Raw genomic sequence first — 13965 nt, 5'->3', positions numbered from 1 at the left:
GGAATGGATGCGGCGCAGGGCCGGAATGCTCTTGACCCCAGGCGGCGGGCGGACAATTTGCAGGATATGGTCAAGGTCGAAATCTACACCACGCCGTTCTGCCCCTACTGCGCACGCGCCAAGATGCTGCTGAACCGCAAGGGGGTCGAATTCACCGAGTATGACTCCCCGCATGGCTCGGACGAGCGGGCGCAGGCCATCGCGCGTTCCGGTGGCCGCACCACGGTGCCGCAGATCTTCATCGGCGACGAGGCGGTGGGAGGCTGCGACGATCTGTTTGCGCTGGACCGCGCTGGCAAGCTTGACGAGATGCTGCAGGTGGCCTGAGCCACGGCGCCCGTGGTTGACCTCCGACCTTGATTGAACACGATCCGGTAAACCCATGATCCATTACCAGCTTCGTTGTGATCAGGACCACCGTTTCGACGGCTGGTACAAGGACAGCGCCGCCTTCGAGAAGCTGGTGAAGGCGCAGCTCGTGGAATGCCCGGTTTGCGGCAGCCAGTCGGTCAGCAAGGCCCTGATGTCGCCCGCCGTCGCGCGCGGCCGGGCCATGGCAGCCGAGCGGGTGGAGGAGGCGCCTCAGCCGCCATCGCCGCCCCAGCCGGCGGCGGCCGGCCCGATGCCGGCGCAGATGATGGCCTTGCTCCAGCGGATGCGCTCAGAGGTCGAGAAGAATTGCGATTATGTCGGCGAAGGCTTCGCCGAGGAGGCCCGCCGCATGCATCGCGGGGAAAGCGAACGCCGCGGCATCTATGGCGAAACCAGCGATGGAGAAGCCGAGGCGCTGCGGGAGGAAGGCATCGAGGTTGCCCGCCTGCCCTGGGTGCCGCGCGCCGACGGCTGACCGGACCAGGGCTAATCCCGGGTCAGCGCCACGATGTAGTTCACCGCCACGTCCGATGTGGCACGCCAGCCCTGGCTGGGCAGGCCGGGCGCCATGCCCGAGATGGCCGCCAGCCGCAGCCCGGCCGCCCGCGCCTCCCGCGTCAGCTCGGCCGGGGTGACGAACATGGACCATTGATGCGTGCCACGCGGCAACAGGCGCAGCACGTATTCCGCTCCCAGCTTCGCGAACAGGAAGGACCGCGCGGTCCGGTTCAGCGTGGACAGGAACACGATGCCGCCGGGCCTGGTCAGGGCCGCCAGGGCCCGCAGAAAGGCAGGGCGGTCCTCCACATGCTCAATCACCTCCAGGGCCACCACGGCATCGAAGCGGCGGTCCTCGGCAACCAGATCCTCGGGCATGCCGTCGCGGTATTCGATGTCCAACCCTGAGGCGGCGGCATGGGCGCGGGCCGCGCCGAGGGCGGCCCCGGCGGCGTCGAGCCCGGTCACCGCCGCGCCGTAGCGGGCCAGTTGCTCGCTGGCCAGCCCGGCGCCGCATCCGACATCGAGCACCGTCAGCCCGCGCAGGTTCTCGCCCTGCCGGCCGTGAGCGGCGGCCAGCCGGCCGGCGATCCAGCGGCACCGCAGGGGGTTCATCTGGTGCAGCGGCGCCATGGGCCCCCTGGGGTCCCACCATTCCCCGGCAAGCGCATCGAATTTGGCGACTTCGGAGGGCAAGGCGGTCGGACTGGTCAAGGGGCAGCACTCCGGGCCGGAATTTGAAGTCGGTTGCGGTATCACGCCGCCGCAGTTATCTGTCCCAGCCCTTTGCTGTCCGCAACAGGGGGCAGCCCACAGTTCCACCACCGCAAGAGCCCGCATGGCCCGCATTGTGATGAAGTTCGGCGGCACCTCCGTCGCCGACCTGGACCGTATCCGCAACGTCGCCAACCGGGTGAAACGGGAGGTCGACGCCGGCAACGAGGTCGCCGTGGTGGTGTCCGCCATGTCCGGCGTGACCAACCAGCTGGTGAAATGGTGCCAGGAATTGTCGCCGCTGCATGACGCGCGCGAATACGACACCGTGGTTGCCACAGGCGAGCAGGTGACTATTGGCCTGCTGGCCATCGCGCTGCAGACGCTGGGGGTGGATGCCCGCTCCTGGCAGGGCTGGCAGGTGCCGATCCGCACCGATGACAGCCATGGCAAGGCTCGCGTCGAGGAGATCGAGGGCAGCGCCCTGATCGCCCGGATGCAAAGCGGCCAGGTGCCCGTGGTGGCAGGCTTCCAGGGCATCGGGACGGACAACCGGGTGACCACTCTGGGCCGTGGCGGGTCGGATCTTTCCGCCGTGGCGATCGCCGCCGCGGTCAAGGCCGACCGCTGCGACATCTACACCGATGTGGACGGGATCTACACCACCGACCCCCGCATCGTGCCGCGCGCCCGCAAGCTGCCGGCCGTGGCGTATGAGGAAATGCTGGAGCTGGCCTCGGTCGGCGCCAAGGTGCTGCAAACCCGCTCGGTCGAGCTGGCGATGAAGCAGCGGGTCCGGGTCCAGGTGCTTTCCTCCTTCGAGGACAAGCCCGGCTCGATGGTCGTGGATGAGGATGAGATCGTGGAACAGCCGCTGGTGACGGGCGTCGCCTATTCGCGCGACGAGGCGAAGGTGACGCTGCGCCGGGTGCCGGACAAGCCCGGCATCGCGGCGCTGGTTTTCGGGCCGCTCTCGGCCGCGAACGTGAATGTGGACATGATCGTCCAGAACCTGGGCGCCGATGGCACCACGGACATGACCTTCACGGTCGGCAAGACCGACCTGCCGCGCGCCAAGGAAGTGCTGGAGACGGCCCGGGCCGAGATCGGCTTCGAGGCGATGCTGGCCGATCCGGACGTCGCCAAGATCTCCATCGTCGGCATCGGCATGCGCTCCCATGCCGGCGTCGCCGCGACCATGTTCAGGTCGCTGGCGGAGAAGGGGATCAACATCCAGGTGATCTCCACCTCCGAGATCAAGACCAGCGTCCTGGTCGGCGCCGAATACACCGAGCTGGCGGTGCGGGCCCTGCACACCGCCTACGGCCTGGACGCCGAGGGCTGATGGGAATGGATTTCCCCGCAGGCCGGCCGCTGGTTTCCAGCCCGGCTGCCGTTCTCGACGCGATGATGGCGAGGGGTGCCGCCTTTCTGGGCACCCGCTACGCCATCCTCGGGGGGGCGATGAGCTGGGTTAGCGAGCGGCATCTGGTGTCGGCGCTGTCCAATGCCGGGGCCTTCGGCGTCATTGCCTGCGGCGCCATGATGCCGGACCGGCTGGCGGAGGAGATCGCGGCCACCCAGGCCCTGACGGACAAGCCCTTCGGCGTCAACCTGATCACCATGCATCCGAACCTGATGGAACTGGTGCAGGTCTGCCTGGATGCCGGGGTGGGGCACATCGTCTTCGCCGGCGGCATTCCTCCCGGCCCCGCTCTCAAGGCGGCGAAAGAAGGCGGCGCCAAGGTCATCTGCTTCGCTCCCGCCTTCGCGCTGGCCAAGAAGCTGGTCCGTTCCGGCGCCGACGCGCTGGTGATCGAGGGCTCGGAGGCAGGCGGCCATATCGGTCCGGTGAGCCTGACGGTGCTGGCGCAGGAGATCCTGCCGGGCATTCGCGATGTTCCGGTCTTTGTTGCCGGCGGCATCGGCCGGGGCGAGGCGATCCTGTCCTATCTGGAGATGGGCGCGGCCGGCGTGCAGCTTGGCACCCGCTTCGTCTGTGCCACGGAATGCGTGGCGCATCCGAACTTCAAGCGCGCCTTTATCCGCGGCGCCGCGCGGGATGCGTTGCCGACGGTGCAACTGGACCCGGACTTCCCGGTGATCCCGGTGCGCGCCCTGCAGAACGAGGGCACCAAGCGCTTCATGGAGCATCAGGCCGAGATGGTGCGCCGTTTCAAGGCCGGGGAGCTTTCCAAGGAAGCGGCGCAACTCGACATCGAGCATTTCTGGGCCGGTGCCCTGCGGCGCGCCGTGGTGGATGGCGATGTGGAGAATGGCAGCGTCATGGCCGGGCAAAGCGTCGGCATGGTGACGCAGGAACAGCCTGTTGCGGAAATCCTCTCCCAGTTGATGGACCAGGCGGCCGCCGCGCTGCGGCAAAGGTCGGAACGGATTTGATCTTGTTCGCCTGACGCGCGATGCTCACCCCTGCGGCTAGGCCGCAGAGGCGAGTCGGCGGTCCCCGGACCGCCAGCGCGAAAGGTGAACCGCGTGGCCTACGACCTGAAGCGCAACCCTTCCGTGCAGATGCAATCGGCCGAGGCGGTGCGCGTCGGGGATGAGCTGCGGCAGGCGCGTTTGGCCTTGGGCATCGGCCTCGATGATCTTTCCGGCAACCTCAAGATCAATCGCCGCTACCTGGAAGCATTGGAGGAAGGCCGTTGGCGCGACCTTCCGGGCGCCGCCTATGGCGCGGGCTTCATCCGCTCCTATGCCCAGGTCGTGGGCATGGATGCATCCGATGCGGTGCGGCGCTTCCGCGAAGTCGCGGGCCAGCAGGGCAAGGGACGGGATCTGGTGTTCCCGGAGCCGGTTCCGGACCGCGGCGTGCCGACTGGGGCGCTGGTGCTGCTCGGGGCGCTGGTGGCATTGGGCGGCTATGCCGCCTGGTACAGCTGGAGCGGTTCGGCCGGCCGCTCTGTTGATCAGGTCGCGGCATTGACCCCTGAACTGGAGGACGCCGCGCGCGAAGCGGGGCAGCCGCCATTGCCCGCGACCCGTCCTCCGGTGTTCCAGGCGGCGCCTCCCACGCCGGCGCCACCTTCGTCGGTGGCAACGTCGTCAATGCCCGCTCCGGCGGTTCCACCGGCCGGAAGCCCTTCGCCTGCCGCGCCGGCCCCCGCCGCGCCAGCGCCGCCGCCGGTCAGCACGGTGGCCGCGACGCAGCCTGCCGCGCAGCCGGCGTTTCTGCTGCGGGCCATGCAGGAATGCTGGATCCAGGTGCGTGATCCCGCCACCAACCGGGTGGTGCTCAGCCGCCTGCTGCAGGTGGGTGAAGCCTGGCAGGTGCCGCAGCGTTCCGGCCTTCTACTGACCACCGGGCGGATCGAGGCCCTGGCCGTCGAGGTGGACGGAACCACCAGCGCGGCCTTCACGAACCAGATGGGCGTGCGGCGGGACATCGCGCTGGATGCCGAGCGCCTGAAGGCCGCGGAACCCGGCCAGATCCCGGCGCGGGAGCCGCCCGCCCGATAGGCGCTTGGCCGGAGCGCGGAGTGCTGCCATATCGCCCGCATGCCGAAGCGGGAGGCCTGACCGCCTATGTCCTATCGTCCGTACCAGCAGATCCTGCGCCGTAAGTCACGGCAGATCCATGTCGGCAAGGTTCCGGTGGGCGGGGATGCCCCGATCACCGTGCAGACCATGACCAACACGCCGACCGAGGACGCCGCCGCCACCATCGCGCAGATCCGCCGCGCGGAGCTGGCGGGCGTGGACATCGTGCGGGTGTCCTGCCCGGACGAGGCCTCCACCGCCGCGCTGAAGGAGATCGTGCACGAGGTCAACGTGCCGATCGTGGCCGACATCCACTTCCACTACAAACGCGCCATCGAGGCGGCCGAGGCCGGCGCCGCCTGCCTGCGCATCAACCCGGGCAACATCGGCTCGAAGGATCGCGTGAAGGAGGTCGTGAAGGCCGCGCGCGACCATGGCTGCTCGATCCGCATTGGCGTCAATGCGGGCTCCCTGGAGCGGCATCTGCTGGAGAAATATGGCGAGCCCAATCCGGAGGCGCTGGTGGAAAGCGCCCTGTGGCATGCCGCCCACCTGCAGGAGCTTGATTTCCACGAATTCAAGATCAGCGTGAAGGCGTCGGACGTGTTTCTCGCCGTCGCCGCCTACCAGCAGCTGGCCGAAGCCTGCGACCATCCCCTGCATATCGGCATCACCGAGGCAGGCGGAAAGCGTACCGGCACGGTGAAGTCCTCGATCGGGCTGGGCAGCCTGCTCTGGGCCGGCATCGGCGACACGCTGCGCGTTTCCCTTTCGGCCGAGCCGGAGGAGGAGGTGCATGTCGGCTGGGACATCCTGAAGTCGCTGGGGCTGCGGCACCGCGGCGTGAAGATCATTTCCTGCCCCTCCTGCGCGCGGCAGGGCTTCAACGTGATCGAAACGGTCGCCACCCTGGAGGAGCGCCTCGCGCATATCGAGACGCCGCTGACGCTTTCCATCATCGGCTGCGTGGTGAACGGGCCGGGCGAGGCGCTGATGACCGATATCGGCGTCACGGGCGGCGGCAACAACCGGCACATGGTCTATCACGCGGGCCGAACCGACCACACCGTGGCGGGCACCGACATGATCGAGCACATCATCGAGCTGGTGGAAGAGAAGGCTGCCGAGATCGCGGCAGCCAAGGCCACCGAAGACGCAAAGCAGGCGGCGGAGTAACACGAGTTGAGCGGAATGCAGCCGGTTCGCGGCACCAAGGACCTGATCGGCGACAGCTTCCGCCGCCATCATCACGTGGTGGAGACCGCCCGCCACGTCGCCGGCCTGTATGGCCTGGAGGAATGGGCGACTCCCATCTTCGAGAGCACCTCGGTCTTCGCCCGCTCCCTGGGCGAGACCTCCGATGTGGTGTCGAAGGAGATGTACACCTTTGAGGACCGGGGCGGGGACAGCCTGACGCTGCGGCCGGAAGGCACGGCGGGCGTCTGCCGGGCGCTGGTCTCGAACGGCTTGACGCAGGGCGGCATGCCGCGCAAGGTGTTCTACGCCGGCCCGATGTTCCGTTATGAGCGGCCGCAAAAGGGCCGCTTCCGCCAATTCCATCAGATCGGCGCCGAGATCCTGGGCGCCGCCGAGCCGCTGGCCGATGCGGAGGTGATCGCCATGGGCTGGCAGATCATCCAGCAGCTTGGGATCGACGAAGGCGTCGTGCTGGAGATCAACACGCTCGGCGACAGCGTGTCGCGCGATGCATACCGTACCGCTCTGATCGCTTACTTCACCCAGCACCAGGAGCGGCTGTCGGAGGAAAGCCAGGATCGGCTGGCCAAGAACCCGCTGCGCATCCTGGACAGCAAGGATGAAGGCGACCGCAGGTTGGTGGCTGAGGCGCCGACGATCCACCAGCACCTGACGCCGGAGGCGGCGACCTTCTATGCCTCCGTGAAGCGGTATCTTGAGCGCTTCGGCGTGCCGTTCCGGGAGAACCCGCGCATTGTTCGCGGCCTGGACTATTACAGCCACACGGCCTTCGAGTTCGTCACGGACCGCCTCGGGGCGCAGGGCACGGTGATGGGCGGCGGCCGCTATGAGGGGCTGGTCGGGGAGATGGGCGGCCCGCCGACGCCTTCGGTCGGCTGGGCGGCTGGGGTGGAACGGCTGGCCGAGCTTCTGGAGGAAACCCCCGAGCCGAACCGCCCCGTTGCCGTGGTTCCCGTCAGCGAGGCGGAGGAAGGCGCCGCCATCGACCTGGTGCAGCTGCTGCGCGCGTCCGGCGTCCCCGGGGAAGTCGCCTATAAGGGCAATCTGAAGCGCCGCATGGAGCGCGCCAACCGCATCGGCAGCCAGGCCGCCATCATCATCGGCGAAAGCGAGGTGGCCGAGAATGTGGTGATCGTCCGCAACCTGGCGGATGGCACCCAGGAACGTGTGGGCCTCGCCGGATTGCTGCCGGCCCTGGCCGCCGCCGGCGTGGTGGACGCCATGCTGGAGCAGATGGTCGAGGAGATGGAGCTGGCGGCCGACGAAGGCGGCGCCGACGACGAATGAGCGGCCGGGAATGAGCTTGTCGGAGAAGCTTGACCGGCTCCTGTACCGGGCGGACGAGCTGCGCGCCATGCTGGAAACCGCCGATGGCGCGCAGGTGGGCCAGCTTTCCAAGGAGCTGTCGGAACTCGACCCCCTGGTGGAGAAGGTCAACGCCTTGCGGCAGGCGCGGCAGGCCCGTGACGAGGCGGAAGCGTTGCTGTCCGACCCTGAGATGCGCGAGCTGGCGGAAGCGGAGTATTACGCGCAGCGGGATGCCGTTCCGGTGCTGGAGCGGGAATTGCAGCTTCTGCTGCTGCCGCGCGACGCCGCCGATGCGGGCAGCGCGATCCTGGAGATCCGCCCGGCGGCGGGCGGTGACGAGGCCGGCCTGTTTGCGGCGGAATTGTTTGGCGCCTATCAGCGTTACGCCGCCGGCCATGGCTGGCGCTTCGGCGTGCTCGATTATGATGAATCGGAACTGGGCGGCATCAAGGGCGCGGTGGCCGAGGTGGAAGGGCAGGGGGTCTTCGCCCGTCTGAAATTCGAAAGCGGCGTGCACCGGGTCCAGCGCGTGCCAGCCACCGAGGCGCAGGGCCGCATCCACACCTCGACCGTGACCGTGGCCGTGCTGCCGGTGGCCGAGGATGTGGACATCCAGATCCAGGATTCGGATCTCCGCATCGACACCTACCGCGCCAGCGGCGCAGGGGGGCAGCACGTCAACAAGACGGACAGCGCCGTGCGCATCACCCACCTTCCCACGGGAACGGTGGTTGCGATGCAGGAGGAGCGCAGCCAGCACAAGAACCGGGCCAAGGCGATGAAGGTCCTGCGGGCGCGGCTTTACGAGCAGCAGCGCTCCCAGGCCAGCGCCAGCCGCTCGGCCGATCGCCGGGCGCAGGTCGGCACCGGTGACCGGTCGGAGCGCATCCGCACCTATAATTTTCCCCAGGGCCGCGTGACGGACCACCGCATCGGCCTGACCCTGCACAAGATCGAACGAGTGATGCAGGGCGAGTTCGACGAGATCTTCGATGCGCTGATCGCCGAGGACGAGGCCGCGCGGCTGGCGGCGGAAGGTGTCTGATTGTTCGGATCCCGCTGGGACGGTGGGCGCCTTCCTGTGTCGCGCGGGGCAGCATCTTCGCGCCGCCGCCATCGAGAATCCCCGCCTTGAGGCACGTCTTATGCTTGGGGCGGCCATGGGGCAGGAGCCGTCCGACCTGCTCGGCAAGGCCCGGATGCCGGTTCCGCCCGATGCGGCCACAGGCTTCGCGGCCATGCTGCGGCGCCGGCTGGCCCGGGAGCCGCTGGCGCTGATCCTGGGCCATCAGGGCTTCTGGACACTGGATCTGGAGGTTTCCCGCGTCACCCTTGTGCCACGGGCGGATTCCGAGGCGCTGGTCGAGGCCGCGCTGGCTGTCAGCCGCCCGGAATCGGGGCGCGTGCTGGACCTCGGCACCGGAACCGGCTGCCTGTTGCTGGCGGTGCTTTCGGAATGGCCGGGCGCCTTTGGCGTCGGGGTCGACCTGTCCGAGGAGGCCGCCCACTTGGCGCGCCGGAACGCCCGGCGCAACGGCCTGCAGGACCGCTCCGCCTTTCTGGCCGGGCATTGGGCGGATGCGCTCGATGCATCCTTTGATCTGGTGTTGTCCAATCCTCCTTATATCGAGACGGGTGCCATTGCTGGGCTGATGCCCGAGGTGAGGAGCTTCGAGCCGGGGCGGGCGCTGGATGGAGGGGCGGACGGCCTGGACGCCTACCGTCATCTGGCGCAGGTCCTGCCCCGCCTTCTCAAGCCCGGCGGCCATGCGGTTCTGGAGCTTGGAATTGGCCAGGCCGCAGCCGTTTCAGCCCTGGCCGGAGCGGAAGGGCTTGTCGTGCAGGGCTGCCATGCGGATCTGGGCGGGGTTGAACGGGCCTTGTTGGTGAAAAAACCGTTTGGCGCCTCGGCACTGCGCGGTTAGGGTGTGGAAGCGGCCCCGGGTGAAATTCCCCGGCTGGACCGGCCGGATGGAGGCAGGCTGAAGCCACCCCACCGGTTCCGCGGTGATGCAATACCATCAGCAAGCTGCCCGGCGTGTCCGGGTCCGTTTCTGGACCCCCACGTGTCGGATGGCGTCAGCATGAGACGGCGAACGCTATACCAATGAACATGAAGCGCATGCGCGGCCGCGGCGGTCACCGCCACGGCGGCGGAGGTGGTGGCGGCGGCGGCGGCGGACAGTTCCGCCAGACCGGCCATCAACCCATGAACCGCAACCATGTGTTCGATTCGAACGGCCCGGATATGCGGTTGCGGGGAACCGCGCAGCAGTTGTTCGAGAAGTACCTGCAGCTTGGCCGCGATGCGACGAGCGGCGGCGACCGCGTCATGGCGGAAAGCTACTTCCAGCACGCTGAGCATTACTTCCGGATCCTGAACGCCATGGCCCAGGCGGCCCAGGCGCAGCAGAATCAGCAGCCCCGGCGTGGCGGCTCCTCTGGCGAGGATGGCGATGGTGCCGGCGAGCATGGCGACCTGAATGGCCATGCGCAGTCGGGCCTGGATGGTGAATCCAACGAAAGCCCGGAACAGCGCGAAACGGTGCAGTAGCGATCGGCTGCCGGCGCAGGAACCAAGCCCGCGCCGGTTGCTTTTCCAGCCGTGCCTCAGGCCGGCATCAGGGCCTCCAGGGCATCACCCAGAGCGACCTTGCCGCTTTCCGTCACCGCCGCGTGCACTCCCAGATCCGCATGGCCGAAATGTTCCCGTAGCAGCCGCGGCACATCGGCATCCCGTTCCCCGGTTGAAGGATTGACCTGGGTGGCCGGGCAGCGGACCGTCCGCTTGAACACGGACAGCCTGGCGCCCCCCAGCATGATCTCCTGGCCCAGCCAGTCGAATTCCGCCCAGGCTGGCAACCCGGTGAAGTAAACATTCGCCCGGAAGCGCAGCGGATCGAGGCGCAGGCCCGTCGCCTTTTGCAGCGCTTCCAGGCTGGCCAGATTGATCAGCGAGATGCCTTTCCGCTTCTGGTCTGTGAAAGCATGTCCCGGCGCCTCGGTGAAATAGGGCGTGCCGCGTGCCTCGTCACCGAGGAAGGCCGTCAGGGCGGCTGTGATGGAAGCCCTTCCTTCGGCCGTTTGCGTGTCGGCAAAGAAGACCGGCTGACCCGGCACCCGCAGGGACAGGCAGTGGTCATGCGGGTCAAAGGCAGCCTTCACCAGCGCCAGCCGGGCATTGGCCATGAGGCAGGCGAAGTTCTGCTTCGGCAGGAAGCGCGGCGCCGTGACGTCAAAGGGCGCATCCCCCTGAACCAGCGCGAAACGGCGATCATGCGGGATGCACTCCCCCGTGGCCAGTTCGGTTTCCTCCAGTGCCTCAGCCGAGAGGCCTTTTACCGGGTAACGATACAGCTTCTCGACCCGCATCGGTTCAGCTCCTGCTTTTTTCTCGGGTATCCCCTTGAAGGGATGACCAATCCTCTACCACATCGCAATCACGAACGGGGCGTGCATCGCCTGCCTGGGATGCCCGGCCCGGTTGCCTCAATGGAGGGACCGAATGGATATCGAGAAATTCACCGAGCGTGCGCGCGGCTTTCTGCAAGCTGCCCAGACCATCGCAATTCGCGAATATCACCAGCGCATCACCGCCGAGCACCTGCTGAAGGCCTTGCTTGACGACGAGCAGGGTGCGGCGGCCGGATTGATCCGCGCTGCCGGCGCCGATCCCAAGCCGGTGCTGGAGGCGGTGGAGGCCGAATTGGCCCGCCTGCCTCGGGTGCAGGGCGGCGGCGCTGGGCAGCCCCAGTTCATGCCGGACATCGTGCGGGTGCTGGATGCCGCGCAGCAGCAGGCCGGCAAGGCCGGCGATGCCTATGTGGCGCAGGACCGCCTGCTGACGGCGCTGGCGGCGAGCGATACCCCGGCTGGCCGGGCGCTGACCAAGGCGGGCGCGACTGCGCAGAAGCTGGATGGCGCCATTGCTGCGATCCGCAAGGGCCGCAAGGTGGACAGCGCCAGCGCCGAACAGAGCTTCGACGCGCTGAAGAAATATGCCCGCGACCTGACGGCCGCGGCGCGCGAAGGCAAGCTCGACCCGGTGATCGGCCGTGACGAGGAGATCCGCCGCGCCATCCAGGTGCTGGCCCGCCGCACCAAGAACAACCCTGTGCTGATCGGCGAGCCCGGCGTGGGCAAGACCGCCATCGTCGAAGGCCTGAGCCTGCGCATCGTCAATGGCGACGTGCCGGAGGCGCTGCGCAACAAGAAGGTCCTGGCGCTGGACCTCGGTGCCATGGTGGCGGGCGCCAAGTATCGTGGCGAGTTCGAGGAGCGGCTGAAGGGCGTCCTGACGGAGGTGGAGCAGGCCGCGGGCGAGATCGTCCTGTTCATCGACGAGATGCACACGCTGGTCGGCGCCGGCAAGGCGGATGGCGCCATGGATGCCTCCAACCTGCTGAAGCCCGCCCTGGCGCGCGGCGAACTGCACTGCATCGGCGCCACGACGCTGGACGAGTACCGCAAGCATGTGGAGAAGGACGCCGCCCTGGCGCGGCGCTTCCAGCCTGTTTTCGTGGGGGAGCCCAGCGTCGAGGACACGGTGTCGATCCTGCGCGGCATCAAGGAGAAGTACGAGCTGCATCATGGTGTCCGCATCGCGGACAGTGCCCTGGTCGCGGCGGCTGCCTTGTCCAACCGCTACATCACCGACCGCTTCCTGCCCGACAAGGCGATCGATCTTGTCGACGAAGCCGCCTCCCGCCTTCGCATGCAGGTGGATAGCAAGCCCGAGGAACTCGACGAGGTCGATCGCCGCCTGCTGATGCTGAAGATCGAGCGCGAGGCCCTGAAGAAGGAGGATGACGCGGCCAGCCGCGACCGCCTGACCCGGCTGGAGCGCGAGGTGTCCGAGCTTGAGGAAAGGTCGGATGCCCTGAGTGCTTCCTGGCAGGAGGAGAAGGGCAAGCTGGCTGCCGCGCAGAAGGCCAAGGAGGAGCTTGACCGTGCGCGCACCGAGGTGGAGGTCGCGCAGCGCAAGGGCGATCTCGGCCGCGCTTCCGAGTTGCTGTATGGCGTGATCCCTCAGCTTGAGCGCCAGATCGCGGAAAGCGGTGATGGTGGTCGGCTGGTCAACGAGGCGGTCACCGAGGAAGGCATCGCCGCGGTGGTCAGCCGCTGGACCGGCATTCCCGTTGACAAGATGCTGGAGGGCGAGCGCGCCAAGCTGCTGCGCATGGAGGATACGCTTCGGGGCCGCGTGGTCGGGCAGGAGGAGGCGCTGGAGGCCGTGTCCAAGGCAGTCCGCCGGGCGCGGGCTGGGCTGCAGGACCCGAACAGGCCAATCGGCTCCTTCCTGTTCCTGGGCCCCACTGGTGTCGGCAAGACGGAGCTGACCAAGGCCATCGCCGCCTTTTTGTTCGATGACGACAAGGCGCTGCTTCGCATCGACATGTCCGAATACATGGAGAAGCATGCGGTGGCGCGGCTTATCGGCGCTCCGCCCGGCTATGTCGGCTATGAGGAAGGTGGCGCCCTGACCGAGGCCGTTCGCCGCCGGCCCTACCAGGTGATCCTGTTCGACGAGGTCGAGAAGGCCCATGAGGACGTGTTCAATGTCCTGCTTCAGGTGCTGGATGATGGGCGGCTGACGGACGGGCAGGGGCGGACGGTCGATTTCCGCAACACATTGATCGTGCTGACCAGCAATCTGGGCTCCGAGATCCTGGCCTCCCAGCCGGAAGGTGAGGATGTCGATCTGGTGCGTGGGCAGGTGATGAACGTCGTCCGGAGCCGTTTCCGGCCGGAGTTCCTCAACAGGCTCGACGAGATCGTGCTGTTCCGCAGGCTAGCGCGGAAGGACATGAGCACCATTGTGGAGATCCAGCTCGGGCGCCTGCGGAGTTTGCTGGAGGACCGCAAGATCTCGCTGGAGCTTGATGAGGCGGCTTTGGCCTGGCTGGCAGAGGCCGGCTACGATCCGGTTTATGGCGCACGTCCGCTGAAGCGTGTCATTCAGCGTAACCTGCAGGACCAGTTGGCTGGAATGTTGCTGGAAGGCAGGATTGTCGATGGCAGCGTCGTGCATGTTTCGGCGGATCAGGATGGCCTGAGCTTGTCGGTTCAAAGCTGACAAATGCGATTGCCAAAATTTTTTGGCCAAAGCGTTTGACAGGCGAGGGAGGCGAGCCTAAAAGCCGCCTCCCGACGACGAGGCTGCCGCGAGGCGCTGAAATCTGAGGCCTGAGCCAGGATACGGAGTTGACTTCGAGGATCGAAGATCCTAGATACCTCTCCCTTCCAAATAGGCGAAGGGGCGGCCTGCTTCGGTGGGGCGCCACGTTCATTCAAAATTGCATCGGGTTTTCTGGAATAGAGACTTGGTTGGATGGCCTTGTTTTGGCGATCTGGTTT

The 13965-nt window shown here is 67.3% G+C and carries 13 protein-coding genes; 11 read left to right on the top strand and 2 right to left on the bottom strand.

Translation table 11 applies throughout. From position 1 onward, the window contains the following. Nucleotides 1-66: 66 nt before the first annotated feature. Nucleotides 67-327 (top strand): glutaredoxin 3, encoded by a 261-nt coding sequence (gene grxC, locus F0Q34_RS19665; RefSeq protein ID WP_149814043.1) that lies wholly within the window; start codon nt 67-69, stop codon nt 325-327. A 55-nt stretch (nt 328-382) separates the two neighbouring features. After that, entirely contained in the window at nt 383-847 is a 465-nt protein-coding gene (locus F0Q34_RS19660) for a DUF1178 family protein (protein ID WP_149814030.1), read from the top strand. Nucleotides 848-858: 11 nt separating this feature from the next. On the opposite strand, the gene ubiG is transcribed toward F0Q34_RS19660, so the two are convergent. Next, nucleotides 859-1584 (bottom strand): bifunctional 2-polyprenyl-6-hydroxyphenol methylase/3-demethylubiquinol 3-O-methyltransferase UbiG, encoded by a 726-nt coding sequence (ubiG, locus tag F0Q34_RS19655; protein WP_241665593.1) that lies wholly within the window; start codon nt 1582-1584, stop codon nt 859-861. A gap of 124 nt (nt 1585-1708) precedes the next feature. Between ubiG and F0Q34_RS19650 the strand changes: the two genes are divergently transcribed. From F0Q34_RS19650 to F0Q34_RS19615, 8 genes are all read left to right on the top strand, one after another. Beyond that, nucleotides 1709-2929 carry an aspartate kinase gene (locus F0Q34_RS19650; protein ID WP_149814028.1) on the top strand — a complete coding sequence of 407 codons (1221 nt, stop codon included), beginning with the start codon at nt 1709-1711 and terminating at the stop codon, nt 2927-2929. Between the two features lie 5 nt (nt 2930-2934). Beyond that, the gene (locus tag F0Q34_RS19645) at nt 2935-3984 is read left to right on the top strand and encodes an NAD(P)H-dependent flavin oxidoreductase (RefSeq protein WP_149814027.1); all 1050 of its coding nucleotides are present in this window, start codon (nt 2935-2937) and stop codon (nt 3982-3984) included. Between the two features lie 93 nt (nt 3985-4077). Further along, nucleotides 4078-5061, top strand: coding sequence for a helix-turn-helix domain-containing protein (locus tag F0Q34_RS19640; protein ID WP_149814026.1), 984 nt, complete (start codon nt 4078-4080; stop codon nt 5059-5061). A gap of 66 nt (nt 5062-5127) precedes the next feature. Then, on the top strand, nt 5128-6258 hold the full coding sequence (ispG, locus tag F0Q34_RS19635; protein ID WP_149814025.1) for a flavodoxin-dependent (E)-4-hydroxy-3-methylbut-2-enyl-diphosphate synthase: 1131 nt from the start codon (nt 5128-5130) through the stop codon (nt 6256-6258). Nucleotides 6259-6264: 6 nt separating this feature from the next. Continuing rightward, nucleotides 6265-7587 (top strand): histidine--tRNA ligase, encoded by a 1323-nt coding sequence (hisS, locus tag F0Q34_RS19630; protein ID WP_149814023.1) that lies wholly within the window; start codon nt 6265-6267, stop codon nt 7585-7587. Nucleotides 7588-7597: 10 nt separating this feature from the next. Next, nucleotides 7598-8653, top strand: coding sequence for a peptide chain release factor 1 (gene prfA, locus F0Q34_RS19625; protein ID WP_149814022.1), 1056 nt, complete (start codon nt 7598-7600; stop codon nt 8651-8653). Beyond that, nucleotides 8646-9533, top strand: coding sequence for a peptide chain release factor N(5)-glutamine methyltransferase (gene prmC, locus F0Q34_RS19620; protein ID WP_149814021.1), 888 nt, complete (start codon nt 8646-8648; stop codon nt 9531-9533). Before prfA ends, prmC begins: the two co-directional genes overlap by 8 nt. A 182-nt stretch (nt 9534-9715) precedes the next feature. Continuing rightward, nucleotides 9716-10162, top strand: a complete 447-nt coding sequence (locus F0Q34_RS19615) for a DUF4167 domain-containing protein (protein ID WP_149814020.1) — start codon at nt 9716-9718, stop codon at nt 10160-10162. Nucleotides 10163-10218: 56 nt separating this feature from the next. Here the strand turns inward: F0Q34_RS19615 and F0Q34_RS19610 are convergent, their stop codons facing one another. After that, complete coding sequence (locus tag F0Q34_RS19610; protein WP_149814018.1) at nt 10219-10980, bottom strand: MOSC domain-containing protein; 762 nt, start codon at nt 10978-10980, stop codon at nt 10219-10221. A gap of 133 nt (nt 10981-11113) precedes the next feature. Here F0Q34_RS19610 and clpB point away from each other — a divergent pair, with 133 nt between their 5' ends. Beyond that, entirely contained in the window at nt 11114-13684 is a 2571-nt protein-coding gene (gene clpB / locus F0Q34_RS19605; protein WP_149814017.1) for an ATP-dependent chaperone ClpB, read from the top strand. Nucleotides 13685-13965 lie beyond the last annotated feature (281 nt).

This window comes from Teichococcus oryzae (assembly GCF_008386565.1).
GTDB classification, from domain to species: Bacteria; Pseudomonadota; Alphaproteobacteria; order Acetobacterales; family Acetobacteraceae; genus Pseudoroseomonas; species Pseudoroseomonas oryzae.
The sequence above is the reverse complement of the archived record's forward strand: the minus strand, read 5'-3'. Positions and strand labels throughout refer to the sequence as shown.

Bases quoted from the DNA above. Each gene is read 5' to 3' on its own strand.
- grxC (WP_149814043.1), top strand. From the start codon at position 67: ATGGTCAAGGTCGAAATCTACACCACGCCGTTCTGCCCCTACTGCGCA.
- F0Q34_RS19660 (WP_149814030.1), top strand. From the start codon at position 383: ATGATCCATTACCAGCTTCGTTGTGATCAGGACCACCGTTTCGACGGC.
- F0Q34_RS19650 (WP_149814028.1), top strand. From the start codon at position 1,709: ATGGCCCGCATTGTGATGAAGTTCGGCGGCACCTCCGTCGCCGACCTG.
- F0Q34_RS19645 (WP_149814027.1), top strand. From the start codon at position 2,935: ATGGATTTCCCCGCAGGCCGGCCGCTGGTTTCCAGCCCGGCTGCCGTT.
- ispG (WP_149814025.1), top strand. From the start codon at position 5,128: ATGTCCTATCGTCCGTACCAGCAGATCCTGCGCCGTAAGTCACGGCAG.
- prfA (WP_149814022.1), top strand. From the start codon at position 7,598: ATGAGCTTGTCGGAGAAGCTTGACCGGCTCCTGTACCGGGCGGACGAG.
- F0Q34_RS19615 (WP_149814020.1), top strand. From the start codon at position 9,716: ATGAACATGAAGCGCATGCGCGGCCGCGGCGGTCACCGCCACGGCGGC.
- F0Q34_RS19610 (WP_149814018.1), bottom strand. From the start codon at position 10,980: ATGCGGGTCGAGAAGCTGTATCGTTACCCGGTAAAAGGCCTCTCGGCT.
- clpB (WP_149814017.1), top strand. From the start codon at position 11,114: ATGGATATCGAGAAATTCACCGAGCGTGCGCGCGGCTTTCTGCAAGCT.